Here is a 25328-nt window from a genome sequence, read left to right on the forward strand (position 1 = left end):
TGGCATGACAGCCCCCGTCGATTGCGGCGTCGTCTTCATGCGCCGGCAAGCGCCGCTGCATCTGCGCGCCTTCTACACGGACATTGCCGCCTATGAGGAGACGGCCGGTCGCGCCGTTCGGCAGATCGAAACCGCCTCGCTCGCCGTGCCGCTGATCGTCAGCTTCGGCGACCCGTTCCGCATCGGCCTCGGCCGAGCACCTCGCCTAGATGACGAGCGACCGAGCTTTATCGCCGGTCTTGATACGGCTCGCGTCTTCATCGCCTCCAACGGTCGGTCCGCATGCCTTCAGATCAACCTGACGCCGGTCGGGGCGCAGCGCCTGCTGGGCGTTCCGGCTGCCGAGTTTGCGGGGCGCATGGTGCCCCTGTCCGACCTTGCCCATCGCGAGGTCGGCGAACTCCTCCGCAGACTGGAGGATCTTGACGACTGGTGCGCCCGGCTCGACTGCGCACAGGCCTTCCTTGCCGCCCGCCTTGGGGGAGCCGCCGGAGAGGCGACGGTTCCGCTGGTGGAGGCCGCCTACGGCCTGCTCGCCGCGGGTGCGGTACACCGCGTCGCCGACCTCGCCGCCAGGATCGGCTGGAGCCGCAAGCATCTGTCGCAGCGCTTCTCCCGTGAAATCGGCCTTTCGCCGAAGACCGTTGCCCGCATCGCCCGCTTCAATCGCGTCCAGGCGCTCGCGCGTGCGACGCAACGGCCCGACTGGGCCGATATCGCCTTCTCCGGCGGCTATGCCGATCAGGCCCACATGATCCGCGAGTTCGAGGATTTCGCGGGGCTTACGCCGCGCGCCTGGTGGCGGAGCCTTGACGAGTTCGGCGCCGCAACCTGGGAGGACCTGCCGGTCAGGTGACATTTGTTCAATCGCCGGCGGGGCAGAGCCGCTATCGCTGTCCCGCTCTGCAACGAGGACAAAGGTGATCCATGACAACGCGCCCTGCCCCCTGCATCTTCCCTGCCCTTCGCTTCGGCAACGCCCGCCAGATGGTCGAGTGGCTGCAGGCGGCTTTCGGCTTTACCGTCCACGCCTGTCACGAGGCACCGGACGGCACGATCGCCCATGCCGAGCTCGCGCTCGGCAGTTCCATCCTGATGCTGGGGCAGGCCCGCGACGACGATTTCGCGCAGATCGTCGGCCAGCCGGACGGACCGGCCGGAAAGACCCTCTACATCGCGGTCGAGGACATCGATGCGGCCTTCGCCCGCGCCGAGAAAGCCGGAGCCACAATCGTCGAACCCATCGTCACCCGCGATTACGGCAGCCGCGAGTTCATCTGCCGCGACCCGGAGGACAATGTCTGGTGCTTCGGCACCTATTGGCCGAAGGTCGGCGAGAGCACCTGAGACAGGGCCAAACGAGGTGAGCCATGCTTGGCGCCCGCGCCAGACGGCTCACTCGCCGCTTGCTTCCTCGACGATGCCGGCGAGCAGCGCGTTCACCTCGGCGATGGCCGCCCGCGATGCCTCGCTACCCGCTTCAGGAAGCGGGCGATAACCGACGGAGACCGTGCCGGGCGCATCCGGCGTCTCATAGAGGAACACCGAATAGGGGCAGAAGGCGACGTTTTCCGGCGCCGCCTCCATCGCCGCGCGCGACAGGCGGGCGGAGCAGAACAGCATCGCTTCGGCACTCACGAAGACCTCCGTCTGCGATCCCACGTCGGCGCCGGTGCGAGCGAGCATCTCGCCGACATTGGAGACATGGTCGATGACAAGGCCCCGATTGATGATCGCGTTCTCCAGGTCGAAGCGGACATCTTCGTATGCTCGCTCGACCTGACGGATCTGCGGCCCGTCGGCCGCCATCGCCGGTGCGGAGATGGCGCACGCCATCAGGCCGGCAGCCAGCCGCCATCGCCATGCCGGCCCCTGTCCTTGCGATTGCGTTCCCATGCGTCGCCTCCCGTGCTGGCGCGCCTATTGCTCGTCCCGCTCGGCGCGCGGCTTCTCCGTCTGGACATAGCTGAGCGGAAGCTGGCTCGTCGACTTGATCTGCTCCATCGCGAAAGAAGTGGAGACATCGGAAATGTCGATCTTGGCGATCAACCGCTTGTAGAAGGCATCGTAGGCCTCGATGTCGGGCACCGCCACCCGCAACAGGTAATCGACCTGTCCGGCCATCCGGTAGAACTCCACCACTTCGGGAAACTCGGAGATGACGTCGGCGAACTTGCGCAGCCAGTCGTCATTGTGCCGCGAGGTGGTGATCGCCACGAAGGCCGTGACCTTCACATTGATCTTCTTCGGATCGAGGATCGCCACCCGGCGCTGGATGACCCCATCCTCCTCCAGTTTCTGGATGCGACGCCAGCACGGCGTCGTGGAGAGCCCGACGCGGCGACCGATTTCGGCGACCGGGATGGTGCAATCCTCCTGGAGGATCGAAAGGATGCGTCTGTCGATACGGTCGATCATGGCGGTCTGGCTCGTCGACTTGAGGGTTATCTGGATTCATTTTCCAACATATCGCATCAGACGAATTGAAATTTCTTCAAACCGCATGATCCTGAGAAATGTTGGATTTTTCTTCCAATTTTCATTCCCCCGTCGCTTGCCGCGTTTTCTCGTCAGTGTCAACTCCCACCTCGACGACGCGCCGCCTGCCGTCGCCAGGCCGGCCGGTGCGGGAGCCCTTTCAGCCCTCGAGAAACCGTGTCACCTCCGCCCTCAGCACCGGCAGGCACGCCTCTTCGAACCACGGATTGCGCTTCAGCCAGGCATTGTTGCGCCACGACGGATGCGGCAGGGCCAGCGCCGCCACGCCCTCGGCCCGCGTTGCCTCCAGAATCTCCCGCCACGCGGCGACTGTCTCGCGCACCGAGCCGCGACGGTGTGGGCCAAGATGGTAGGCCTGCGCATAGCTGCCGATCACCAGCTTGAGCCGCAGTTGCGGCATCGCGGCAAACACCCGGTCGTGCCAGATCCGCCGGCATTCGCGGCGCGGCGGCAGGTCGCCGCCCTTGTCGTCGAGGCCGGGAAAACAAAAGCCCATCGGCACGATGGCGATCTGCCGGGCGTCGTAGAAAATGTCCTCGCCAATGCCCATCCATTCGCGCAGCCGGTCCCCGCTCGGGTCGGTGAACGGGCGACCGCTTGCATGCACACGCGTGCCCGGCGCCTGGCCGCAGATGGCGATGCGTGCGGTCGACGACATCACGCAGACGGGCCTCGGCTCGTGCGGCAGCGGCCGTCCCACCGGCGCGCTGACGCAGGCCCGGCAGGCGGCGATTTCGCGCGCAAGCCCATCGAGCCATGGTCCGCTTCTCGCCGTCATCCGCTCTCCTTGCCCGCCCCGGCAGTTTCGACGCTGTCCATGTAGGGCCGTGACGTTTGGTTAACCACGTCCTTGAGGCGGATATTAAGGGTTGGTCACCACACTGGCCCTGTTTCGATCCAACCGGACAAGCTTCCGGCAACCAGGTCACAGAACCACATGGCCGCGCAGGACACCACCAGCAGCGAGGCGAAAACGGCCCTCAACAGCGAGCGCGCCCGGCGACGGCGCGACGTGGCGAAGACCGTGCGCAGCGTTCGCGAGCGGCTGTCCAGCGCCGATGGCACCGCCCCCAACTTCGAATACGAGCTGCTGCTCACCTTCGCCAAGAACCGGCTCAGCGCCGCCCTGGCGCTGCCGCTCTTCGCGCTGATCGTCGGCAGCATCTCGCTGCTATGGATGCGGATCGACCTGGTCATCGGCTGGTTCGTCTTCACCGTCATCGCCCATGTCCTGCTGCTGATGGCCTGCCGCCGCTTCGAGCGCGAGGCGCCGGCGGAGGCGGACCTGCCGCGCTGGCGCCGCCAGATGATCATCGGCGACATGCTCTACGGCCTGTCCTGGGCGGGGTTCTTCCTGCTGCAGTCGACGGCGCCGGGCCATGACGGCTCGGAGATCTTCCAGTTCGCGACGATGCTGATCGTCATCGCCATGCTGACCATGCTGTCGGCGAGCCTGCCGCGCGCCCTGCTCGCCGGCACGCTGCCGATCACCCTGGCGATCGTCGTCTCCTTCCTCAACCAGCAGACGGCGATCCACTACGCGATGATGGCGATGGCCATCGGCGCGCAAGGCTTCTTCCTGATGCTCGGCAACCAGCTCCACGTCTCCACCGCGACGATGCTGGCCTTCCGGGCCGAGAAGGACCACCTCATCTCCGAGTTGGAACAGGCCAACGCCATTTCCGACGAGGCGCGGCGGCGCGCCGAGGAAGCCAATCTCGCCAAGTCGCGGTTCCTCGCCACGATGAGCCACGAGCTGCGCACGCCGCTCAACGCCATTCTCGGCTTTTCCGAGGTCATGAAGAACCAGCTTCTCGGCCCGATGGAGAACGAGACCTATCGCGAGTATGCGTCCGACATCCACAATTCCGGCCAGCACCTTCTGAACCTGATCAACGAAATCCTCGATCTCTCGCGCATCGAGGCAGGTCGCTACGAACTCAGCGAGGAGGCCGTGCCATTGGCCGAACTCCTCGACGACTGCAAGCACATGATGGCGATCCGCGCGCGCAAGAAGAATATCACCATCACGGAAGCCTATGAGGTCGACCTGCCGAAGCTGTGGATCGACGAGCGGGCCGTGCGCCAAGTCATCCTCAACCTGATGTCAAACGCGGTGAAGTTCACGCCCTCGGGCGGCGAGGTGCATATCAAGGCCGGCTGGACCGCCGGCGGGGGGCAATACATCTCGATCCGCGACAACGGTCCGGGCATTCCCGAGGAAGAGATCCCCGTCGTCATGCAGGCCTTCGGTCAGGGCGCCATCGCCATCAAGAGCGCCGAGGAAGGCACCGGCCTCGGCCTGTCCATCGTCCAGGCGCTGGTGCAGATGCATGGCGGCAAGTTCGAGCTGCGCTCGAAGCTGCGCGAGGGCACGGAGGTGATCGTCACCTTCCCCGCCTCGCGCGTGCTCGAAGCCATGCCGGCGCTGGAAGAGGCGGCCGGCAGCGGCGCCGACCCGCGCCGCAGCGCCGCCCGCCGCATGATGGTGCGCAAGGCTTCCTGAGGCGGCAGCCCGCGCCGCCACCTCGCCGAGCCCTTTCGTTCTATTTGGCGGCCGCCCCGGACAGTCCGAGAAAGTCCGCCACGATCCCGACGATCTCCTCATGCACCGTTGCCCGGTCGCTCCCGCGCGGATCGTCGCAGATCGGATCGTCCTCCCACTTTCTCAGCAGTTCCGCCCCTTGCGGCTTGCACAGGCCGAGGAAGCTGAAGTGCCACGCCGGCGCTACCGCCACATGGCGTGCACCCGCGACTCGCTCAGCAAGGCCGCTGCCCTGCGGACCGACATCCACCCCCGGCCAGCGCTCCTCCTCGCCGAGATTGACGAAGAGCAGCGGAACCCGCACGCCGGCAAGGCTCTCCTCAACCGCAGCATGGGTGAAACCGGGATCGACCGAGACAACAGCGGAAACGCGCAGGTCCCGCATGTCCGCCGAGAACGCTTCGGGCAACGCATCGAGCCGCACGCCGCCCTTCGCCAGGAAGTCGCAACCGGCCGCCTCGTCTCCGGCCTCGCGGCAATAGTCGGCGAAGGCTTCGGCGTCGAAGCGAATGCCGGCGAGACCCAGGACCGTGGTCCCGCCGAGCGAGAAGCCGAGGGCCGAAATGCGCTCCCGGTCGATATGCGGCGCGAATTGCGGGTCGCCGAGCACGGCCTCCAGGGCGGCGCCCAGATCGGCGGCACGCGGCGCCAGTCGCATGGTCCGGCGCGGCGAGGAATCGCCCGATGTGGTGCCGGGGTGATTCACCGCCAGGACGATGGCACCTTGCGCGGCAAGGCGCGCCGACAGCCAGGCAAGCCCCTCCATCGCCCCGCCGGAGCCATGCGACAGCAACACCAGCGGATACCGCCCTTCGGCCACCGCCGCGCCGACAAAGGCCGGCACCCCGGTAAAGAGAGCATTCTCGCCGATGACGGCCCGGTAAGTGGCGCGGCCGGCCGGATACCAGAGCGATGCGGCGATCGGCAGGGCACGGTGGCGGGCCGGAACGTCCATCCGGTCGAAGCCGGGAAGTTCAAGCACCGCCGATTCTGCCGCAACGGGAGGCGCCGGGACCAGAGCGGCAAGCAGGGCGGCGAGGACGAGGTGTTTCATTGCAGGATCTCCAAGGGGTTGGCAACGAGACCCGAATGCCGCGGGCGGCCCGCTCTTGCGTCCTCGAACCGGATCGAGGACGACTGGAACCGGATAGTGCACCACACACGCGCCTGTCCGTCGCCTGTTGCGGTTCCTCAAGGTCCTCCATGCTCGTTCTGCCGATCCCGCTTGCCGTCGCCCTCGTGCTGGCCTTCCTGGCCTGCCGCTTCCTGCTGTTGAAGGACGGTCCCTCGCTGTTTCCCGCGCTGCTGGGAGCGGCCGCGCTTCAGGGAACCCTGATCTCGCTGGTTCAGCACTACGGCATCGGCGCGCTGCAACCGGTGCTGCCGGTCACCGCGTCCCTTGTTCCGCCGCTCGCCTATCTCGCCTTCCGCCAGGCGGCGATCCGCGCGCCGGCCGTGCCGCGCGATCTGCCGCATGTGTTGGCGCCGCTCGCCGCCGCCCTCTCGGTTCCGCTTGGTCACGGCGCGCTGCACTGGCTTCCCGATGCTGCGCTCGTCGCCCTCTATGCCGGCTACGGGGCGGCGATCCTGCTGCAGGCGCGCGGCCGCGAAGACCTGCCGCTGGCGCGGTTCGAGGCTGGCCCGCTTCCCCGCCGGATCTGGCAGGCGGTGGGCGCCTCGCTGCTGCTGTCGGCGGTCAGCGACACGGCGATCGCCGCCGCGCTGCTTTCGGGCGCAGACTGGGTACGGCCCGTTGTCGTCAGCCTGACCTCATCGGTGGCGCTGCTCGCCGTCGGGCTGCTGGCGCTTCTCGCCGCCCGCCCGGAGGCAGCGCCCGGAGACGACGAAGACCCAGGGGAAGACGCGGGGGAAGACGCGCCGCCGGAGCGCCCGATCCACCCGCTGCAGGAGTCCGAGGCCGACCGGGAGTTGATGGCTCGTCTCGACACGCTGCTTGACGACGGCGGCGCCTGTCTCGATCCGGATCTGACGCTCGCCCGCCTCGCCCGCCGCCTGCACGTGCCGATGAAACAGCTCTCCGCGGCGATCAACCGGACGCAAGGCGAGAACGTGTCGCGCCATGTCAACGGCTATCGCATCCGCCACGCCTGTGCCCGGCTCGCGGCCGGCGACAGCGTCACCACCGCGATGCTGGCCAGCGGCTTCAACACCAAGTCCAACTTCAACCGCGAATTCCTGCGCGTCACCGGCGAGACGCCGAGCGCCTATCGGGCGCGCGTCGCGCCCCTTTGAAGCCCGCTCGTGCTCACTCTTCGCTCTTGCCGGAGACGCCGGCATCGGCGAACGTCGCCATGCCGTCATGCACCTGCGCGGCGGCGCGGACGATGCCGGCGGCAAGCGCCGCGCCCGTTCCCTCGCCGAGCCGCATGCCGAGATCGAGCAGCGGCGCCTTACCGAGCTTTTCCAGCGCCATGCGATGCGCCGGTTCGGCGGAGACATGGGCGAACAGGCAATGATCGAGCGCGCGCGGATCCATCGCATGCAGCACGGCGACGGCGGCGGTCGCGACGAAGCCGTCGACGATCACCGGCGTGCGCTGCAGGCGCGCGGCCAGCACGGCGCCGGCCATGGCGGCAAGCTCGCGCCCGCCGAGGCGGCGCAGCACCTCCAGCGGATCGCTGGTCCCGGCGATCCGGGCGACGGCCTGCTCGACGGCGGCGCGCTTGCGCGCCATCCCCTCGGCGTCGACACCGGTGCCCGGCCCCACCCAGTCGCCTGGCGCGCCGCCGAAGAGACCGGCCAGCACCGCCGCCGCGACCGTGGTGTTGGCGATGCCCATCTCGCCGATGCACAGCAGATCCGTGCCGCCGGCGACCGCTTCCATGCCGAAGGCCATGGTCGCGGCGCAGTTCGCCTCGTCGAAGGCATCCTCCTCGGCGATGTCCGGGGTCGGCACGTCGAGCGCCAGGTCGAAGATCTTCAGGCCGAGATCGTGGGCGATGCAGATCTGGTTGATCGCGGCGCCACCGGCTGCGAAATTCTCCACCATCTGCCGGGTGACGCTGGCGGGAAACGCCGAAACGCCCCTGTTGGCAACGCCATGATTCGCCGCGAAGATCGCAACCACCGGCCGGCTCACCTTCGGCCGCCCCCGGCCGCTCCAGCCGGCGAGCCATTCGGCGAGTTCTTCCAGCTTGCCGAGCGAACCGGCGGGCTTGGTCAGTTGCGCGTCGCGCGCGCGCACTTCCGCGACAGCTTCCTCATCGGGTCCGGGCATCTGGCGCACCAGGTTGCGGATGTCGTCGAAGGGAAGCGCGGAGGGCGAAAGGGACATGGGCTGGAAACTCCGGCTGGAATCGGGGCTCCGCGCGATCTTGGCGGCGGGCGGGGGCCGATCTATAAACCGGCACGCGCAGGGTCGCAAAGTCGGATGAGGGAAAAATGAAGCCTGAGGCCGATGTGCCGGACGACCGGATCGCCACCATGCTGCTGCAACCGCTCGCCGACCTTGCGGCCTGCCTGCGCTTCTTCTCCCGCGTGCCCGTGCCGACGGTCAATCGGCTGGACGATCCGTCGCAGCTTCCCGCCTTCTCCCGCGCCGCCTGGCTGGTGCCGATCGCCGGCGCCCTGCTCGCCCTGCCGCCCGCCGTGCTGCTGGTGCTGTGCAGCCTGACCGATCTCCCCGCGCTGGCCGCCGCCCTGCTGGCCGCCGCCTTCGCGATGCTGCTTACCGGCGCGCTGCACGAAGACGGACTTGCCGATGTCGCGGACGGTTTCTTCGGCGCGCAGCAGCGCGAGCGGCGGCTGGAAATCATGAAGGACAGCCGCATCGGCGCCTTCGGCACGCTGGCGCTGATCGTCTCCATCAGCCTGCGCAGCGTTCTTCTCGCCGCACTGATGGAGCGGGTCGGTGCCGGTGCCGCAGCCCTGCTGCTGATCCTTGCCGAAGCCGTCTCGCGCTCAGCGATGGTCGGCGTGTGGACAGCGCTTGCCCCGGCCCGGCGCGACGGGCTCGCCGTTGCCAGCGGCCAGCCTTCCCGGCGCGCCGCCGTCGCCGCAGCCCTTGTCGGCCTTGCCGCGCTCCTTGTCGGACTGGCGGTGCGCCCCGCGCCGGCCCTGCTCGCCGCCCTGCTGCTTGCCCTCCTGTCGACCGCCGGCATGGCGTTGCTCGCCCGTTCCCGCATCGGCGGCCACACGGGAGATGTGCTCGGCGCGACACAGCAGGTCGCGCTCCTTGCCCTGCTGCTCGGCTTCTGCCTTGCGCGGTAACTGCATCTCGCCGCATTAGCTGCTATGAAAGACCTCCCGGCCTGCGGCAGGTCCGCCCCCCGGTTGCAAGCGTGAGGTCTGCGGCGTGTCGAGTATTGCTTTTACCTGGGACGGAACGACCCCGGCGATGCCCAAGCCTTCTTCTGTCGGCCGCCTCGTCCTCGTCCTGATCACCGCGCTCATGCTCGCCGCCTGTGCCGGTCGTCCCGGACCCGGCAGCCTGGTGGCCACCCACGCCACGGCGCCGGGCGCAAAGACGCACGAGATCCTCGTCGCCACCACCCGTGCCCGTGACACGACCCCCGGCAGCCTGTTCAGCGGCGAGCGCGCGGACGCGCTGGACCACGCGATTGCCACGGTCTCGGTGCCGCCGGATCACAAGCCGGGATCGATCGAGTGGCCGACCACGCCGCCAGGGGATCCGGCCAAGGACTTCACCCTGCGCTCCGCCGGCTATATCGACGACGCCGGCTTCCGTGCGGAACTGGAACGCCAACTGGCGAAGCGCCCCAAGGGCCAGCGCGAGGTCTTCCTGTTCGTGCATGGCTACAACACCCGCTTCCCCGAAGCGCTTTACCGGACGGTGCAACTGGCGCATGACAGCGGTATGCCGCATGTGCCGGTGCTCTTCACCTGGGCCTCCAGCGGCGATGTCACCGGCTATCTCTACGATACCAACAGCGCCACGATCGCCCGCGACAGTCTCGAGAAGACCCTGAGGCTGCTGGCCTCCTCCAGCGCGGAAAAGATCAACGTGCTGGCCCATTCCATGGGCAACTGGGTGCTGATGGAGACCGGGCGGCAGATCCGCATTTCCGGCAAGCCGCTGCCGGCCCACAAGATCGGGCTGATGGCGATGGCGGCGCCGGATGTCGATGTCGACGTGTTCAAGGCGCAGTTGCGCCGCACCGGCAAGCCCGAGCGCCCCTATATCATCCTCGTCTCGCGCGACGACCGGGCGCTCGCCGCCTCCAGGCTGATCGCCGGCGGGCGGGAGCGGCTCGGCGCCTATGGCGACGAGGAGGAACTGGCGAGGCTCGGCGCAGTGGTCATCGACCTGACCGATGTGAAAGGTGACGACCCGGTCAATCACGGCAAGTTCGCGCAACTCGCCCAGGTGGCGCCAGAGTTGCAGAAAGCCCTCGGCTCGCTCCAGTTGAAGCAGCAATCGGGACCGACCGAAACGCCCATCGACATTGTCGGCAACACCGCCAAGGCGGCCGTGACCTTCCCGCTGAAGATCCTGGCGATGCCGATCACGGTCTTGTCCGAGCGCTGAAATCCCCCACATGGGACGAATGACACGGCAACGACAGGACCAGCGAGAGACATGACCGGCAGCGACAGCCCCTGCATCCGCGTCTGCCGGATCGACCCGGCAAGCGGCCTGTGCACCGGCTGCCTCAGAACTCTCGACGAGATCGCCGGCTGGGCGAGCTTCTCGGAGGCCGAGCGCCGGGCGATCAATGCCGTGCTCGCCGACCGTGCACCGCGCCCTGTGGAGGTCAGTTGATGTTTCGCGGAAAAACCGCCGGCCTCGTCGTCATCGGCCTGCTCGTCGCCGTGATGATCGCCGCCGTGATCGCCTATCTCGCCGGCTTCGAGATGCCGGGCGACAATGGCCGCCATTCGGATGCGGGGCCACGCATCGTGGCGCTGCTCGCCCTGCTCGTCGTCATCGGCGGCTCGATGCTCGCCTCGCCGCGCCAGGTGCCTGCGCTGCTGCGCAGCCTGCTGATCTGGGGCGCGCTCGCCGGCCTGCTGATCACCGGCTATGCCTGGCGCGACGAGCTTGAGGTGGTTGGACGGCGGGTCGTCGGCACGCTGGTTCCCGGCATGGCGATCACCGATCCGCAGTCGGGGGCCATCACCATCATCCGCGACCGGTCGAGCCACTATCGCATTGCCGCCAGGGTAAACGGCGCCCCTGTCGACTTCCTGTTCGACACCGGCGCCTCGGCGGTGACGCTGACCGACGCCGACGCGCGCGCCGCCGGCATCGACACGGGAGCGCTCTCCTACACGGTTCCGGTGTCGACGGCGAACGGCCGTACCGAGGTCGCCACCATCCGGCTCGAGCGGCTGGAGATCGCCGATTTCGCCTTGACGGACCTGCGCGCCTTCGTCGCCCGTCCTGGCTCGCTGGAGACGAGCCTGCTCGGCATGTCGGCAATGGACCGGCTGAGGAGCTGGCGCGTCGAGGGCGACCGGCTGATCCTGGAGCCGTAAGGCGTCAGCCCCACAGGCTCCAGGCGAAGCGGGCGGCGACCGACAGCAGGAACAGGCCGAAGAAGATTTCCAGATAGCGGCGCGGCAGCGCGTGGGCGATCTTGACGCCGAAGGGCGCGGCGAAGGTGGTGATCGGGATGATCAGCGCAACGCCGAGGATGTTGACATAGCCGAGCGAGAACGCCGGCAGGCCCGCCGCGCCCCAGCCGGCCCACATCATGCCGATGACGCCGGGAATCGAGATCAGCACGCCGGTGCCGGAGGAGGTCGCCACCGCCTGGTGGATCGGCCGGCCGAACAGGGTCATGAATGTGTTGTTCATGACGCCGCCGCCGATGCCCATCAGGGTCGAGAAGAAGCCGATCAACGCGCCGCAGATCGCCCGCACCGGGTTGCCGGGAATGTCGTTGCCGATCTTCCAGCTCTCGCGATTGAACAGCATGCGCAGGCCGACGATGACGGCGATGCCGGCGAAGATGCCCTTGAGCCCGTCGCCGGAGACATAGGCGGCGACAAGGCTGGCCACCACCGCGCCGGCCGGCACCGGAATCAGCCAGCTCTTCAGCAGGTCGAGATCCGCCGCGCCGCGCTGCTTGTGCGCCAGGAAGGAGCGGATCGAGGTCGGCACGATGATGCCGAGCGAGGTCGCCACCGAAATGTGCATCCGCACCGCCTCGTCGACGCCCAGCCAGGTCAGGAACTGGTAGAGCACCGGAACCAGCACCGCGCCGCCGCCAATGCCGAACACGCCGGCGAGAATCCCCGCGACGGCGCCCGACGCGACAAGGGCGAACGCGAGGCCGATGACCTCGCCGTTGATCGACGACAAATCCATGAAAGCCCCCACTGGCTGCGGCGCGGGAAGGAATGAGGAACGGGCCAGGCTGGACTCAGCCGGTCGCCTACCCCGTGGTTTCTAACTGACCCACGTCGACCGGTTTGTCCAGTCCGGCCCCGGCAATCTCGGCAAGGGCCGCGTCCAGCACTTCAATGCCGGCCCCCGGTTTCACCGCATCGACCGTCAGCCGTCGGCGCCAGGCGCGCGCGCCGGCAACGCCGTGATAGAGCCCCAGCATGTGCCGCAGGATCTGGTTGGGACGGCTGCCTTCGGCAAGCCGCGCCAGAATGAACGGCCGGAAGGCGGCGATCGCCTCCTCCCGGCTGGCGACGGGATTTGCCGCGCCATGCAGGCGCCGGTCGACATCGGCGAGCAGCCACGGGTCGTGATAGGCGGCGCGGCCGAGCATCACCCCGTCGACGCGCTCCAGATGCGCCTCGGCCTCGTCGAGATTGGCGATGCCGCCATTGATGCCGATGTAAAGGTCCGGCAGCCGCTGCTTCAGCCGGTAGACGCGGTCGTAGTCGAGCGGCGGAATATCGCGGTTTTCCTTAGGGGACAGGCCTTTCAGCCAAGCCTTGCGGGCATGCACCCACAGCGCATCGACCCCGGCCGCGACCACGGCGTCGGCCACCCGGTCGAGCGCCTCTTCCGGGTCCTGGTCGTCGACGCCGATGCGGCACTTGACGGTCACGGGAATGGCGACCACCGCCTTCATCGCCGCAACGCTTTCGGCGACCAGCTCCGGCTCGCGCATCAGACAGGCGCCGAAGCGGCCCGACTGCACCCGGTCGGACGGACAGCCGACATTGAGGTTCACCTCGTCATAGCCGAAACCCTCGACCACGCGGGCGGCCTCGGCCAGCTCACGCGGGTCGGACCCGCCGAGCTGGCAGGCGACGGGATGTTCCATGGCGTCGAAGCCAAGCAGTTTTTCCCGGTCGCCATGAATGACGGCGGCACTCGCCACCATCTCGGTATAGAGCAGCGCATGGGCGCTCAGGTGACGATGAAACGCCCGGCAGTTGCGGTCGGTCCATTCCATCATCGGCGCCACGGCCAGTCTGTTTGACTGATATCTCATTGCTTTACGTGTATCGAACATCCTGGGAACGGAGTGTGTACTCGATTTTGCGATCGAATTCGCCAGCTTTCGACATCCCGTCGCACACCTCGCCCGCCTCAAGCACCGTCTCAAGCATGACTGCACGCGCGTCCAAGGGGCTGGCAACCGCTCCTCCCCGGTGCGAGGCGCGGCATGACAGCGCCTTGCACGCGAGCATGCCGCCCGAAATCCGCCCCGCTGGGCGGCATCCCGCTTTGCAATCTTACGCTACGTATTACAACTATTGAGATAATGTTCGATATTTACCAACTTTAGATAGAAAAACTATAATCCGATGCGCAGCATAGCACCGTGCGGACACGATTCGGGCCGCGCGCAATCGGAAGGAGACTGGCATGAAGGGCAAACTCCACCTGCATCGTACCGTTGCCCGGGGGCTCTCCGCCCTCAGCATCGCCGGAACGCTCGGCCTGGGCGGCGGCCTGCTCGTCGTCGGCACGGCGCCGGCACAGGCCTGCAACATGGAATCCTACATCGGCAGCGTCTGCGCCTTTGCGTTCAACTGGTGCCCACGAAACTGGCTGCCGGCCGACGGACGGCTGATCGCGATCAACGGCAATCAGGCCCTCTACAGCCTGATCGGCACCCAGTATGGCGGCTCCGTGCAGAGCGGCCAGTTCGGTCTCCCCGATCTGCGCGGCCGGGCGATACTCCACTACGGCACGGGCCCCGGTTTGCCCAATCAGGTCTTTGCCACGCAATCCGGCGTGCCCACCACCACCCTCAACGTCTCCAACCTGCCGCCGCACAACCACGCGGCAACGTTCACCGGCACGGGCGGTGGACAGCAGACAGTCAATGTCCCGGCAGATGCCGGCACGCTGGGCGTTTCAGCCAAACTCAATGCGAAGGATGAGGTTGGCACCCCAACGCTCTCCGCCAATTCCTATCTCGCCAAAGCGCCCACAACAGGCTTTCCGGCTGCAAGCATCTATGCGCCATCCACAAGCACTAGCGCAGACGTGGAACTCAGCGGCCTCGACGTGCAACTGACCGGCACAGCCGGCCACGGCGCCATCAGCTTCACGTACCAGTCCGGCATCACCGGCGGTGCGGTCACGACTGGCAATACCGGCAATGGCGTTGCCTTCTCCAACCAGTCGCCGTCGCTGGCGATGAGCTATTGCATCATGATCAACGGCCTCTACCCCGACAGGCCGTAGTGTCACACCCGCCGGAAAACCGCGCGGTCGGTGGTTGCAACCATTGACCGCGCCAACGAAACATCGCAAGAAATTGACTTAACGATAGGTTGTAGACGGATTTGCGATTCACGACTCCCGGCCCGGCAGCGGATGCCGGTCCGGGAGCGGCATCGCACAAGGGATTTCGACGGGCACTGAGCGGCGCGGGTGTGCTCGATAGGCGGGGGGCGATCCAGGGACATCCCCTCAAAACGGCAGGGATAGGGCATGCGGGGCACAGAAGCTGTGACGGTCACGGCAGGCAGGCGGAAGCCGGCGACATTCCGCGCATCCCTTACTACCGCGATGCCATCGGGCAGCCGTAGCGCGCAGGCCATTCATGCCGCCCTCGGGGCTGCGGGCCATCGGCTCGGCCAGTTCGCTTTCCTGGTCCTCACCCTGTGTTTCGCCCTTTGCGCCGGCACGACCGACGCCAACGCGCTCTCGGCCGACTGCGCGCGGATCAACAGCGAATGGAGTGCCGGAGTAACTTTCGACTCAGCCTCTCTCCCACCGGGCTACCATGATTTCTTCGATGAGTACAACCTGGCGGACGGCGAAACGCTGACCTGGTCGGTTACTGGCAGCGGCGTCCTAAACAGCCATACCTACGCCGCTTTCTTTGTCGGAAACGGAGGTGATTGGGTGCATTCCGAAAGTTCGGATCTCGTCGGCAGCTTCTCCGACAGCGGCTCCCATACGTTTTCGCCCGGCAATACCTATGCTATCCTCCAGGCGCTCGTAAACAAGTCGTCCGACCCCGCTTATATAGATGATCCTGCCACGGTGACGATGACGGCGAGCTGTTCGGAAGGTTCTCCGGTCACCATCACCCTGAACCCGGCCGCCGGCAGCCTCGCCAATGGCACGGTCGGCACCAGCTACACCGAGACCTTCACCGCCTCCGGCGGCGCTGCGCCCTACACCTATGCGGTCACCGCAGGCGCCCTGCCCGACGGCCTGACCCTCGCCTCCAACGGTGCCCTCACCGGAACCCCGACCACGGCGGAGACGGCGAACTTCACCGTCACCGCCACCGACGCCAACAGCGACACCGGCGATGCCGCCTATTCCATCCAGGTCGATGCAGCCCCCGTCGTCATCGCGCTGAACCCGGCCGCCGGCAGCCTCGCCAATGGCACGGTCGGAACCAGCTACACCGAGACCTTCACCGCCTCCGGCGGCGCTGCGCCCTACACCTATGCGGTCACCGCAGGCGCCCTGCCCGACGGCCTGACCCTCGCCGCGAACGGTGCGCTCACCGGAACGCCGACCACGGCGGAGACGGCGAACTTCACCGTCACCGCCACGGATGCCAACTCCGCCACCGGCGCGGCCGCCTATTCCATCCAGGTCGATGCAGCCCCCGTCGTCATCGCGCTGAACCCGGCCGCCGGCAGCCTCGCCAATGGCACGGTCGGAACCAGCTACACCGAGACCTTCACCGCCTCCGGCGGCGCTGCGCCCTACACCTATGCGGTCACCGCAGGCGCCCTGCCCGACGGCCTGACCCTCGCCTCCAACGGCGCCCTCACCGGAACCCCGACCACGGCGGAGACGGCGAGCTTCACCGTCACCGCCACGGACGCCAATTCCGACACGGGCGAGGCCGCCTATTCGCTGCAGATCGATGCCGCCCCGGTCACCATCACCCTGGACCCGGCGGCAGGCGCCCTGCCTCAGGCAATGGCCGGCGAAGACTACACCGCCGCGATCACAGCCAGCGGCGGCACCGGCCCCTATCTCTACAGCGTGATCGCGGGGTCCCTGCCCGGCGGCCTGGTGCTGAATGTCTCGACCGGCGAGTTGAACGGCCCCCTCGATGTCGACACCGAAGGCAACTACAGTTTCACGATCCAGGCGAGCGATGCCAACAACGTCACGGGTTCGGCGGCCTATACGCTGGCCGTGACCGAACAGACGGTCGTGGTCACCGACAAGGAGGTGACCGTGCCGGCGGGGTCGACGCCGCCGAACGTCAATCTGGCGAGCGGTGCGACGGGCGGACCGTTCGAGTCCGCCGCCATCGTCGCCGTCGAACCGCCGACGGCCGGCACGGCGCAGATCGTCCATGGCGAGTTCGCCCAGGTCGGCCCCGGCCCGATCGGCTTCTACCTGAAGTTCACGCCCAATCCGACCTATTCCGGCCAGGTGACGATCCGCTTCACGCTGACCAGTTCGCTCGGCACGTCCAACGTTGGGACCGTGCTCTACACGCTCGGCTACAGTCCCGTCGCCGTCGCCAAGGAAATCCACAGTCTGGTTTACGGCTTCGTGCAGACACGGCAGAACCTGATCAGCACCATGATCAGGATACCGGGCCTGCGCGAGCGGCGGCAGATGCGGACGGCGCGGGAAGTCATCAGCATGCGCATGAAGCCCTCGTCGCACGGCATGACCCTGGGCTTTGCCACCAGCCTGGCACAGATGTCCGCGGCGAGCGATGCGATCGAGCGCAGCCTCGGTGTCGACACCTCGGTGTTCAACGTCTGGGTCGACGGCTCGTTCGCCGTGCACAATCGCAAGCAGAACGACAACCGCTGGGGCACGTTCGCGCTGTTCTCGGCCGGCGCGGACTATCTGGTGACGGAGAATGCGCTCATCGGCTTCTCCTTCCACTATGACCGGATGAGCGATCCGACCCGCGACAATTCGAGGCTGAGCGGCGACGGCTGGCTTGTCGGCCCCTATGCCTCGTTCGAGCTCGGCCGCGGCGTCTTCTGGGACACCAGCCTGCTGTATGGCGGATCCTCCAACGACATCGACACCACCTTCTGGGACGGCCGCTTCAACACCCGCCGCTGGATGTTCGACACCGCCCTCTCCGGCCAGTGGTATCTCGACGAGACGACCACGCTGTCCCCGAAGCTGCGCGCCGTCTATCTGTCCGAGAAGGTGGACGACTACCGCGTCACAAACGCTGCCGGCGATATCGTCGGCCTGGATGGCTTCACGGTCGAGCAGTTGCGGGTCAGCCTTGGAGCCGAACTCGCCCGCCAATACGTTCTCGACGATGCGCTGGTGCTGACCCCGAGCGTCGCCCTTACCGGCGGCTATTCCAGCCTTGGCGGCTCGGGTCCCTTCGGTTCGGTCGGAGCCGGACTGACGCTCAGCAATGGCGGCCACTGGAGCCTCGACGCGGCGCTGCGCTTCAACATCGAGGGCGACGGCCAGTCCTCGGCCGGCGGCAGGGTGGGTGTCGCCGTCCGCTTCTGAGCGGGGCCCGTCGGCCGGTCCGCTCGCGGGCTTGTCCCCGAGCGGGCAGGCGCGTGCTAGACTCGTGATCCCTGTTCCTCGCTTTCGCGATCTGTTATGCGATAGGTGACACTCTCCTTGCAGCCGGCGACGCGGCACTGCCGCGTCCTCTTGCCGGATCTCTTTCAGTCAGGTTGACGCGCCCATGTCCGACGCCGTGGCGGCTCTCCCCGCCTCTCCCCGCTATTCGCCCCCGCTTTACGAGCATGGCCGCGCCAACGTCATCCGCCTTGCCCTCGCTCAGGCGCTGGCGGGCGCAAACTCCGTCGTCGTCTTCGCCACCGGCGCGATCGTCGGCCATATGCTGGCCCCGACGCCGGCGCTGGCGACACTGCCGATCACCATCTTCGTCGTCGGCATGGCTGCCTGCACGCTGCCGGCCGGAGCCATCGCACAGCGTCACGGGCGCCGAGCGACCTTCCTGCTGGGAACCGTCTGCGGCGTGCTGGTCGGCCTGCTGGCGGCCCTCGCCGTGATCATCGGCTCGTTCTGGCTGTTCTGCGCGGCGACCTTCTTCGGCGGCGCCTATGGGGCCGTCGTGCTGTCCTTCCGCTTCGCTGCCGCCGACTGCGTGCCGGCCGACAAGCGGCCGCGCGCGCTGTCGCTGGTGATGGCCGGCGGCGTGTTCGCCGGCGTCATCGGGCCGCAACTGGTCACCCACACCATGTATCTGTGGATGCCCTACATGTTCGCCGCGACCTTCCTGGCGCAGGCGGCGGTGGCGGCGCTCTCGGCGGTTATCCTCGCCGGCATCCGCCTGCCGATGCCCACGGCCGAGGAGCGGAGCGGCGGCCGGCCGCTGGCGCTGATCGTTCGCCAGCCGCGCTTCCTGATCGCGGTGACCTGCGGCGTCGTCTCCTACCTCCTGATGAACTTCCTGATGACCGCCGCCCCGCTCGCCATGCAGCTTTGCGGCCTGTCGCAGGAATCGGCCAATCTCGGGCTGCAATGGCATGTGATCGCCATGTATGCCCCGAGCTTCTTCACCGGCAGCCTGATCGCCCGGTTCGGCGCCCCTGCCGTCGTCGCCGCCGGTCTCGCGCTGATCGGCGCCTCGGCCGCCGTCGGACTGACGGGCCTCGAGGTGACGCAGTTCTGGCTGGCGCTGATCCTGCTCGGGGTCGGCTGGAACTTCGGCTTCGTCGGCGCCTCCGCGCTGGTGCTGGAGTGCCACCGGCCGGAGGAGAAGACGCGGGTGCAGTCGCTGAACGATTTCATCGTCTTCGGCACCATGGCCTTCGGTTCGTTCCTGTCCGGCGGCCTGCTGACCGCCTATGGCTGGAACACCATCCTGTGGCTGTCCTTCGTGCCGCTGGTCTTCGCCTTCCTGGCCCTCGCCGGTTCGGGCAGGGTCCGCGCAGCGAAAGGCTGAGTGCCCGGCGCAAAGCTCTCCCCGGCGTGAAGGACCGTTCTGGAGCTGCGGCTATTTCCTGAAAAGGATGTGCAGGGTCTGCTCGTCGGGGCGATGGAAATCGCATTCCACCCGGAAGACGCCGCTCAGAAGCTCGGGCGTCAGCACCTCTGCCGGCGTCCCGTCGGCAACCACCCTGCCCCGGTCCAGCACCAGCAGCCGGTCGCAGAACATCGCCGCGTGATTGAGATCGTGCAGCGCGACGATGCTGGTCAGGCCGAGCCGGGCGATCAGCCGCATCAGCTCGAGCTGATGCTGGATGTCGAGATGGTTGGTCGGTTCGTCGAGGAACAGTTCGTGCGGCTGCTGCGCGAGCGCCCGGGCGATATGGACACGCTGGCGCTCGCCGCCGGACAGGCTCTGCCAGCGCTCCCCGCGGAACTCCACCATGTCGACCTGCTGCAGCGCGGTCTCGACGGCCAGTGTGTCGGCCGGTGTCCAGGCCGCCAAGGGCCCGCGATGCGGGGTGCGGCCGAGCCGCACCACCTCCTCCACCGTCACGTTGACGTCGGTCGCGGCATGCTGCTGGACCAGCGCCACGCGGCGCGCCAGGTGCCGGCGCCCCATGTGGGCGATGTCGGCGTCGTCCAGCGTCACCCGGCCGGAGGCGGGACGGCGCAGCCCCGACAGCAGCCGCAGCAGCGAGGATTTGCCCGAACCGTTCGGCCCGAGCAGGCCCAGCACGCTGCCCTGTTCGACGCGCAGGCTGACATTGTCGACGATGGTCTTGCGCCCGACCCGCCAGACGAGGTTCTCGGCCCGTATGCTCATGCCGCCGGCCTCGCCCGGTAGAGGATGAGGGAGAAGCACGGCACGCCGACCAGCGCCGTGACGATGCCGATCGGCAGCGTCTGCTGCGCCATCACGCTGCGCGAGACGATATCGGCGAGAACCATGAACACGGCCCCGACCATCATGCAGGCGGGCAGCAGCCGCATATGACCGGGACCGATGAGGAAGCGCACGGCATGGGGCACCACGAGGCCGACGAAGCCGATGGAGCCGACCATGCTGACGATGGTCGCGGTTATCACCGCCGTGACGGCGAAGAGGATGACCCTGACCCGCTCGACCGCGATGCCCAGCGAGGCGGCGGCATCGTCGCCGAAGGTGAAGGCATCGAGGGCGCGCGCATGCCACACGCAGACCGCGAGGCCAAACACGAGAACCACGGCCAGAAGCTGGAACTCCGGCCAGCGGACGCCGCCGAAACTGCCAAGCAGCCAGAACATCACGTCCCGCGCCTGCTGGGCATTGCCGGAGGTCGTCACCACATAGGCGGTCAGCGCGTTGAAGAGCTGTGCCGCGGCGACCCCCGACAGGATGGTGCGGTCGGCGCCGCCCCGCCCGCCGCCGGACAACACCGCGACGAAGACAAAGGCGGCCAGCGCACCGGCGAAGGCGCCCATGGACAGCGACACCGCCCCCGCGCCGACGCCGAGAATGATCACCGCCACGGCCCCGGTCGAGGCGCCGGCGGAGATGCCGAGGACATAGGGTTCGGCAAGGGCATTGCGCAGCAGCGACTGCAAGATGGCGCCGCACATGGCGAGCCCCGCCCCGCACAGGGCGGCGACCAGCGCGCGGCTGAGCCGCAGGTCCCAGATCACGCTGGCCTGGATCCGGCTGATGTCGGCCGAGGTCCAGCCGAACTGGTTGGTGACGGCAAGCGCGACGGTGCGCAGCGGGATCCGCATCTCGCCGATCCCCACCGCCGTGGCGACCGCCAGCACCAGAACGGCCAGCGACGCCAACAGCAGCAGTGCGAACCGCGCGGTGGCCCGCGAGAGGGCTATCCTCACTTGATCAGTCCGAGAGCCTCGAGCTGCGCGGCCACTTCCTCCGCGCCGTAGATCGTGCGGATGGTCGGGTTCATCGCCGCGCCGTTCATCGTCACGATATAACCGCGGCGCACGGCCTCCATCTGGCTGACGGTCGGATCGCCCTTCAGGAAGGCGATCTTGTTCTCGGCCTTGTCGAGATCCCAGCGGTTGCGGTCGAGAGAGGCGGCGACGATCACGGTCGGATCGGCGGCGATGATGCCTTCCCAGCCGACCGTCGGCCATTCGGCCTCGGTGGTGATGGCGTTGCGCCCGCCCAGCACGTCGGCGATGAAGCCGGAGGCGCCGTTCTTGCCCCCCAGATAGGCATCGTCCGCGACCGACGGGCTGGAGAACCAGAACAGGAAGCTGAGATCCGGGTTGCTGCCGAGGCGGGCGCGCAGGTCGGCCTCGCGCCGCTTGAAGTCGGCAATCAGTTGCGCCCCGCGATCCGCCACATCGAAGATGCGGGCGAGTTCGTCGATCTCCTGGAACAGGAGATCCATGTTCCAGAGCTGCTGGCGGCTGCCGTAAATATCCCCGGTGTCCCTGCGCGTGGTACAAATACCCGGAGACAAGTAGCTCGGAATTCCGAGTGCGGCGAAATCCTCACGCTTGGCCACCTTGCTGTCGGCACCGAGCAGCAGCGGAAGCTGCGCGACGACGAAATCGGGCTCCTCGGCCAGGATCGATTCCAGCGTCGGCTGCTCGACGGTGAGCAGCTTCACCTTCTCGTTCGCCTCGGCGAGTTCGGGCAGCACCTTGGTCGGCCAGAAGGCGGAGGCGGCAAGGCGATCCTCCAGCCCGAGCAGCAGCAGGATCTCGGCGCTGTTCTGGCCGAGCGCCACCGCGCGCTGGGGGGCGGCGGTGAAGGTGACCTCGACGCCGCAATTGTCGAGGGTCAGCGGGTAGCTGGTCGGCTCGGCTCGGGCCGGAGAAAGAGCGACGGTCGCCAGCGCAAGGGCGGCAACGGCAAGGGGGAACCTGGAAGACATGGAAACCTGTCCGCGCATCTGAGGGAGGATGCGCGAGAGCTACCCTGAAGGGGGCGCGAATTCAAGAGTATTTCACTCATGTTTTTATCCTTCCACATCTCTCCCCCTCCCCCCGCCGGCACCGGTTCACACCAGATGGACATAGCTGCCCGGCGCTGGGCCAAGCGGCAGCAGGCCCTGCTCGGGGGCACCGATCCGCGGCGGCGGCGTGGTGCCGCCGCTGCGGGCCGCCAGCCAGGCCGCCCATTCCGGCCACCACGAGCCGGGCCGGGCCGGATGCCGCTCCGGCCAGCCGTCGGGACCGGAATAGTGGGCGCCGGCCGGGCGGTGCGACAGGCGGTAGTGGCGCCGGGGATGGCCGGGCTCGCTGACGATGCCGCCATTGTGGCCGCCCTTGGTCAGCACGAAGGTCAGGTCGTTGTCGGTGAAAAGCTGGGTCTTGTAGACCGACTTCCACGGCGCGATATGGTCGGTCTCCGTGGCGACGACGAACATCGGCGCGGAAATATCCTTCAGCGCGATCACCCGCCCCTCGACGGCGAATCGGCCGGCAGTCAGGCGGTTCTCCAGGAACAGGCCGCGCAGGTATTGCGAATGCATGCGCGCCGGCATCCGGGTGGTGTCCCCGTTCCACACGCCGATATCGGTCGGCAGATCCTGCTGGCCGAGCATGTAGCGGCGCACGGCGCGGCTGTAGATCAGGTCCTCGGCGCGAATGGCGGCGAAGGTGCGCGCCATCTGCGGCCGGTCGAGATAGCCCTGGTCCCACATCATGTCTTCCAGGAACGCCACCTGGCTCTCGTCGAGGAACAGCAGCAATTCCCCCGCCTCGACGAAATCCACCTGCGCCGCCATCAGCGTGATCGAGGCCAGGCGGTCGTCATGATCGCGCGCCATCGTCGCCGCCGCGATCGCCAGCATGGTGCCGCCCAGGCAATAGCCCACCGCATGGATGCGCTCGTTCGGAACGATGGCCGACACCGCGTCCATGGCCGCCATCACGCCGCGCTTGCGGTAGTCCTCCAGCGACAGTCCGGCCTGCTCCGCCGTCGGGTTCACCCAGGAAATCATGAAGACGGTGAAGCCCTGGTCGACAAGATATTTCACCATCGACGTGTGCGGCGACAGATCGAGAATGTAGTATTTCATGATCCAGGCCGGAACGATCAGGATAGGCTCCGCCTGAACCTTGTCGGTTTGCGGTGTATATTGGATCAGCTCGAAGATGTCGTTGCGATAGACGACCGTTCCCGGCGTGCAGGCAAGATCCTTGCCGATCTCATAGCCCTTCGGCGCCGGATCGTGGCGCTGCGTCACGGTCTTGATGAAGTCCTCCGCGAAATGCGCGGCGCCCTCGATCAGGTTGCGCCCGCCCTGACGGGCGGTCTCTTCCAGGATCTCGGGATTGCTCCAGGGGAAGTTCGACGGCGAGACAAGGTCGAGCGCCTGCCGCGCCATGAAGCGGGTGCGATCCGCGTCCTGCTGCTCCAGCCCGCGCAGCGGTTCGGTCGCGTAATCCCACCAGTCCTGCACCGCCAGAAAGCTCTGCTGCCAGATGCGATAGGGCGCCTTCTGCCAGCCGGGATGGCCGAACCGGTGATCGAAACTCTTCGGGGTAAACGGCGGCGGCGCCCGCTCGCCATCGCCGGTCAGGGTGTAGGCGGCGAGCTTCATCGCATTGTCGCGCGCCCGCTCGGCAAGATCGAGCTGGCGTCCGGGGGCGCGGGACAAATGCAGCATCCAGTCGCCCCAGGCGCCGAGAAAGGCGTGGGGGGAAACGCCTCCGGTCAGGCGCGCCGCCGCCGCGCGGACGCTGCGGTCCATGTTCTCGTGCAGGTGGCGGGCAGGCTCCGGCGGGCTCGGAACCCGGCTTTCGGCCGGGCTTGCCGGCGCCGGGACGCGCGCGGGCATGGGGACCGGCACGGGCAACGACGCGGATGCGGCCCTGGCGGGAATAGTGGCGGTGCCGGAACCCGGTCCGGCTTTGGTTTTCTGGCGCTTGGTCACGACGGCCTCGGCGTTCGGTTGGGGGGGGTTACGGACAGGTCGAGGAGACGGCCACGGGGACAGTATTCCGCAAGATGGTCGGACTTTCCTTGATCTGGGTCAGTCTTCCGACCCTTTCAGCCCTGCGGAACGGGAATAAAGGTGCCGAGGCCGGAGCACTACTGGCACCAGGGCGCGCGGCGCGGCTTGGTATCGAGGTGCAAATGATCGTCGTGATGGGCATCCGATCCGGGCCCGAGAACGGTGGTAAATGGCCCGCAGGCGGCTGTCCGCAGCGATTTTTGCAGAAAATCGGCGGGCTCGTCGCCGGTCGGGCGCGGGGCGACGGCGAATTCCCGGCCGTCCTCCAGCACCAGCCCGCGGATATCTATCGCCCGGCCGAAGGAATGTTCGCTGAGCCTTGCGCCGGCCACCCGGTTCCGCCCGCGGCAATGATAGGAGGCCGCGACCCGGATTTCGGCCACATCCGCACCCAGGGTGGAGCGGGTAAGCGGATGGATCACCCCGGCGGCGAAGCGTGCCGCCACCAGCGCCGTGTCGCAGGACAGCACGGCCGGCGGCACCAGGGCCATGGCGCCCACCCGCGACAGCGACACCGGATCCTCGATGCCGCAGGCGCCGAGCGCCTCGATCTCCGGCAGCGGCTCGAACCGAGCGCCGAGGCTGGAAAGAGCCTGCGCGCAGGGGCTGGCCGCAGGCGCGATCCCCGCCGCCGCCGGCGCCTCCACCGGGGATAGCGGCGGCTTGGCCCGGGGCGTCGAAACCGGGTTGTCCCCGCCCTCCTGCGGCCGCGAGGCGATCTCGACCTCGGGTCGCGGTTGCGGCAGGGGCGGCGCCGCCACCGCCGTGCCGACGAGGACAAGACCGGTCAGGAGCGCAAGCGGCGGGCGGAGCCACCCGGCAAACGCGATCCTGTCGAAAAGTGACGTGTGCAAGGGCCTGTCCACGCTCCGCCTGCGGCGCGATCGGCCCGGCGTTCCCCGCAAGACTGGCCGCAAATCATGGCACCCGTTCGGCAATCTGTCGTCCGGCACAGGGTTTTCCCGCCGCCAACCGACCGCCAACCGGTGGGCTTTCCCCGCGCCGGGCAGACGCCGGCCGCGCAGCGGGCGCGATCCGGCGGCGCAACCGGCGGCCGGATCGCCGGATGGCGGGCCGACCATCGCGCGGGGATTTCCGGCCGGAAAAT

General features: G+C 67.8%; 23 protein-coding genes. 11 read left to right on the top strand and 12 right to left on the bottom strand.

Going from position 1 to position 25328, the window contains the following annotated elements:
• The first annotated feature begins 4 nt into the window (after nucleotides 1-4).
• Nucleotides 5-856 (top strand): AraC family transcriptional regulator, encoded by an 852-nt coding sequence (locus TSB10P1A_RS19615; RefSeq protein ID WP_186389632.1) that lies wholly within the window; start codon nucleotides 5-7, stop codon nucleotides 854-856.
• A gap of 71 nt (nucleotides 857-927) precedes the next feature.
• On the top strand, nucleotides 928-1347 hold the full coding sequence (locus tag TSB10P1A_RS19620; protein WP_186389633.1) for a VOC family protein: 420 nt from the start codon (nucleotides 928-930) through the stop codon (nucleotides 1345-1347).
• 48 nt (nucleotides 1348-1395) lie between these two features.
• Here the strand turns inward: TSB10P1A_RS19620 and TSB10P1A_RS19625 are convergent, their stop codons facing one another.
• The 3 genes from TSB10P1A_RS19625 to TSB10P1A_RS19635 all read right to left on the bottom strand — a co-directional run bounded on the left by TSB10P1A_RS19625 (nucleotide 1396) and on the right by TSB10P1A_RS19635 (nucleotide 3277).
• Complete coding sequence (locus TSB10P1A_RS19625) at nucleotides 1396-1896, bottom strand: DUF302 domain-containing protein (RefSeq protein ID WP_186389634.1); 501 nt, start codon at nucleotides 1894-1896, stop codon at nucleotides 1396-1398.
• A 24-nt stretch (nucleotides 1897-1920) separates the two neighbouring features.
• The gene (locus TSB10P1A_RS19630; RefSeq protein WP_186390083.1) at nucleotides 1921-2415 is read right to left on the bottom strand and encodes an Lrp/AsnC family transcriptional regulator; all 495 of its coding nucleotides are present in this window, start codon (nucleotides 2413-2415) and stop codon (nucleotides 1921-1923) included.
• 223 nt (nucleotides 2416-2638) lie between these two features.
• Entirely contained in the window at nucleotides 2639-3277 is a 639-nt protein-coding gene (locus TSB10P1A_RS19635; RefSeq protein WP_186389635.1) for a uracil-DNA glycosylase family protein, read from the bottom strand.
• A 159-nt stretch (nucleotides 3278-3436) separates the two neighbouring features.
• Between TSB10P1A_RS19635 and TSB10P1A_RS19640 the strand changes: the two genes are divergently transcribed.
• On the top strand, nucleotides 3437-5005 hold the full coding sequence (locus TSB10P1A_RS19640; protein ID WP_186389636.1) for a HAMP domain-containing sensor histidine kinase: 1569 nt from the start codon (nucleotides 3437-3439) through the stop codon (nucleotides 5003-5005).
• A gap of 40 nt (nucleotides 5006-5045) precedes the next feature.
• On the opposite strand, the gene TSB10P1A_RS19645 is transcribed toward TSB10P1A_RS19640, so the two are convergent.
• Nucleotides 5046-6098 (bottom strand): hypothetical protein, encoded by a 1053-nt coding sequence (locus tag TSB10P1A_RS19645; RefSeq protein ID WP_186389637.1) that lies wholly within the window; start codon nucleotides 6096-6098, stop codon nucleotides 5046-5048.
• A 149-nt stretch (nucleotides 6099-6247) separates the two neighbouring features.
• Between TSB10P1A_RS19645 and TSB10P1A_RS19650 the strand changes: the two genes are divergently transcribed.
• Nucleotides 6248-7297, top strand: coding sequence for a helix-turn-helix domain-containing protein (locus TSB10P1A_RS19650; protein ID WP_186389638.1), 1050 nt, complete (start codon nucleotides 6248-6250; stop codon nucleotides 7295-7297).
• A gap of 13 nt (nucleotides 7298-7310) precedes the next feature.
• On the opposite strand, the gene cobT is transcribed toward TSB10P1A_RS19650, so the two are convergent.
• A complete protein-coding gene (gene cobT, locus TSB10P1A_RS19655) occupies nucleotides 7311-8339 on the bottom strand; it encodes a nicotinate-nucleotide--dimethylbenzimidazole phosphoribosyltransferase (RefSeq protein ID WP_186389639.1) in 1029 nt (342 codons plus the stop codon).
• A 107-nt stretch (nucleotides 8340-8446) separates the two neighbouring features.
• Here cobT and cobS point away from each other — a divergent pair, with 107 nt between their 5' ends.
• From cobS to TSB10P1A_RS19675, 4 genes are all read left to right on the top strand, one after another.
• A complete protein-coding gene (gene cobS / locus TSB10P1A_RS19660) occupies nucleotides 8447-9274 on the top strand; it encodes an adenosylcobinamide-GDP ribazoletransferase (RefSeq protein WP_244293192.1) in 828 nt (275 codons plus the stop codon).
• A gap of 85 nt (nucleotides 9275-9359) precedes the next feature.
• A complete protein-coding gene (locus TSB10P1A_RS19665; protein WP_208987158.1) occupies nucleotides 9360-10553 on the top strand; it encodes an alpha/beta hydrolase in 1194 nt (397 codons plus the stop codon).
• Between the two features lie 51 nt (nucleotides 10554-10604).
• Nucleotides 10605-10787, top strand: a complete 183-nt coding sequence (locus TSB10P1A_RS19670) for a DUF1289 domain-containing protein (RefSeq protein ID WP_186389640.1) — start codon at nucleotides 10605-10607, stop codon at nucleotides 10785-10787.
• The gene (locus TSB10P1A_RS19675) at nucleotides 10787-11503 is read left to right on the top strand and encodes a TIGR02281 family clan AA aspartic protease (protein ID WP_186389641.1); all 717 of its coding nucleotides are present in this window, start codon (nucleotides 10787-10789) and stop codon (nucleotides 11501-11503) included. The genes TSB10P1A_RS19670 and TSB10P1A_RS19675 overlap by 1 nt, the downstream gene beginning before the upstream one ends.
• 4 nt (nucleotides 11504-11507) lie before the next feature.
• On the opposite strand, the gene TSB10P1A_RS19680 is transcribed toward TSB10P1A_RS19675, so the two are convergent.
• Together TSB10P1A_RS19680 and dusA are read right to left on the bottom strand one after the other, a co-directional pair.
• Complete coding sequence (locus tag TSB10P1A_RS19680) at nucleotides 11508-12338, bottom strand: sulfite exporter TauE/SafE family protein (RefSeq protein ID WP_186389642.1); 831 nt, start codon at nucleotides 12336-12338, stop codon at nucleotides 11508-11510.
• A 67-nt stretch (nucleotides 12339-12405) separates the two neighbouring features.
• On the bottom strand, nucleotides 12406-13425 hold the full coding sequence (dusA, locus tag TSB10P1A_RS19685; RefSeq protein WP_186389643.1) for a tRNA dihydrouridine(20/20a) synthase DusA: 1020 nt from the start codon (nucleotides 13423-13425) through the stop codon (nucleotides 12406-12408).
• Between the two features lie 377 nt (nucleotides 13426-13802).
• Here dusA and TSB10P1A_RS19690 point away from each other — a divergent pair, with 377 nt between their 5' ends.
• The 3 genes from TSB10P1A_RS19690 to TSB10P1A_RS19700 all read left to right on the top strand — a co-directional run bounded on the left by TSB10P1A_RS19690 (nucleotide 13803) and on the right by TSB10P1A_RS19700 (nucleotide 19278).
• The gene (locus TSB10P1A_RS19690) at nucleotides 13803-14630 is read left to right on the top strand and encodes a phage tail protein (RefSeq protein ID WP_186389644.1); all 828 of its coding nucleotides are present in this window, start codon (nucleotides 13803-13805) and stop codon (nucleotides 14628-14630) included.
• 666 nt (nucleotides 14631-15296) lie between these two features.
• Nucleotides 15297-17867, top strand: coding sequence for a putative Ig domain-containing protein (locus tag TSB10P1A_RS19695; RefSeq protein ID WP_186389645.1), 2571 nt, complete (start codon nucleotides 15297-15299; stop codon nucleotides 17865-17867).
• Nucleotides 17868-18051: 184 nt separating this feature from the next.
• Entirely contained in the window at nucleotides 18052-19278 is a 1227-nt protein-coding gene (locus tag TSB10P1A_RS19700; RefSeq protein WP_186389646.1) for an MFS transporter, read from the top strand.
• 51 nt (nucleotides 19279-19329) lie between these two features.
• Here TSB10P1A_RS19700 and TSB10P1A_RS19705 read toward each other — a convergent pair whose 3' ends face one another.
• From TSB10P1A_RS19705 to TSB10P1A_RS19720, 5 genes are all read right to left on the bottom strand, one after another.
• Nucleotides 19330-20088 carry an ABC transporter ATP-binding protein gene (locus TSB10P1A_RS19705; protein WP_186389647.1) on the bottom strand — a complete coding sequence of 253 codons (759 nt, stop codon included), beginning with the start codon at nucleotides 20086-20088 and terminating at the stop codon, nucleotides 19330-19332.
• Nucleotides 20085-21119 (bottom strand): iron ABC transporter permease, encoded by a 1035-nt coding sequence (locus TSB10P1A_RS19710; protein WP_244293193.1) that lies wholly within the window; start codon nucleotides 21117-21119, stop codon nucleotides 20085-20087. The genes TSB10P1A_RS19705 and TSB10P1A_RS19710 overlap by 4 nt, the downstream gene beginning before the upstream one ends.
• A complete protein-coding gene (locus TSB10P1A_RS23825; protein WP_244293194.1) occupies nucleotides 21116-22132 on the bottom strand; it encodes an ABC transporter substrate-binding protein in 1017 nt (338 codons plus the stop codon). The genes TSB10P1A_RS19710 and TSB10P1A_RS23825 overlap by 4 nt, the downstream gene beginning before the upstream one ends.
• Nucleotides 22133-22258: 126 nt before the next feature.
• Nucleotides 22259-24043 carry an alpha/beta hydrolase gene (locus TSB10P1A_RS19715; RefSeq protein ID WP_186389649.1) on the bottom strand — a complete coding sequence of 595 codons (1785 nt, stop codon included), beginning with the start codon at nucleotides 24041-24043 and terminating at the stop codon, nucleotides 22259-22261.
• A 254-nt stretch (nucleotides 24044-24297) separates the two neighbouring features.
• Nucleotides 24298-25074: an extensin family protein gene (locus tag TSB10P1A_RS19720; protein ID WP_186389650.1), complete on the bottom strand. Its 777-nt coding sequence runs from the start codon at nucleotides 25072-25074 to the stop codon at nucleotides 24298-24300.
• Nucleotides 25075-25328: the final 254 nt, after the last annotated feature.

Source organism: Stappia sp. TSB10P1A (assembly GCF_900185725.1).
GTDB lineage: Bacteria > Pseudomonadota > Alphaproteobacteria > Rhizobiales > Stappiaceae > Stappia.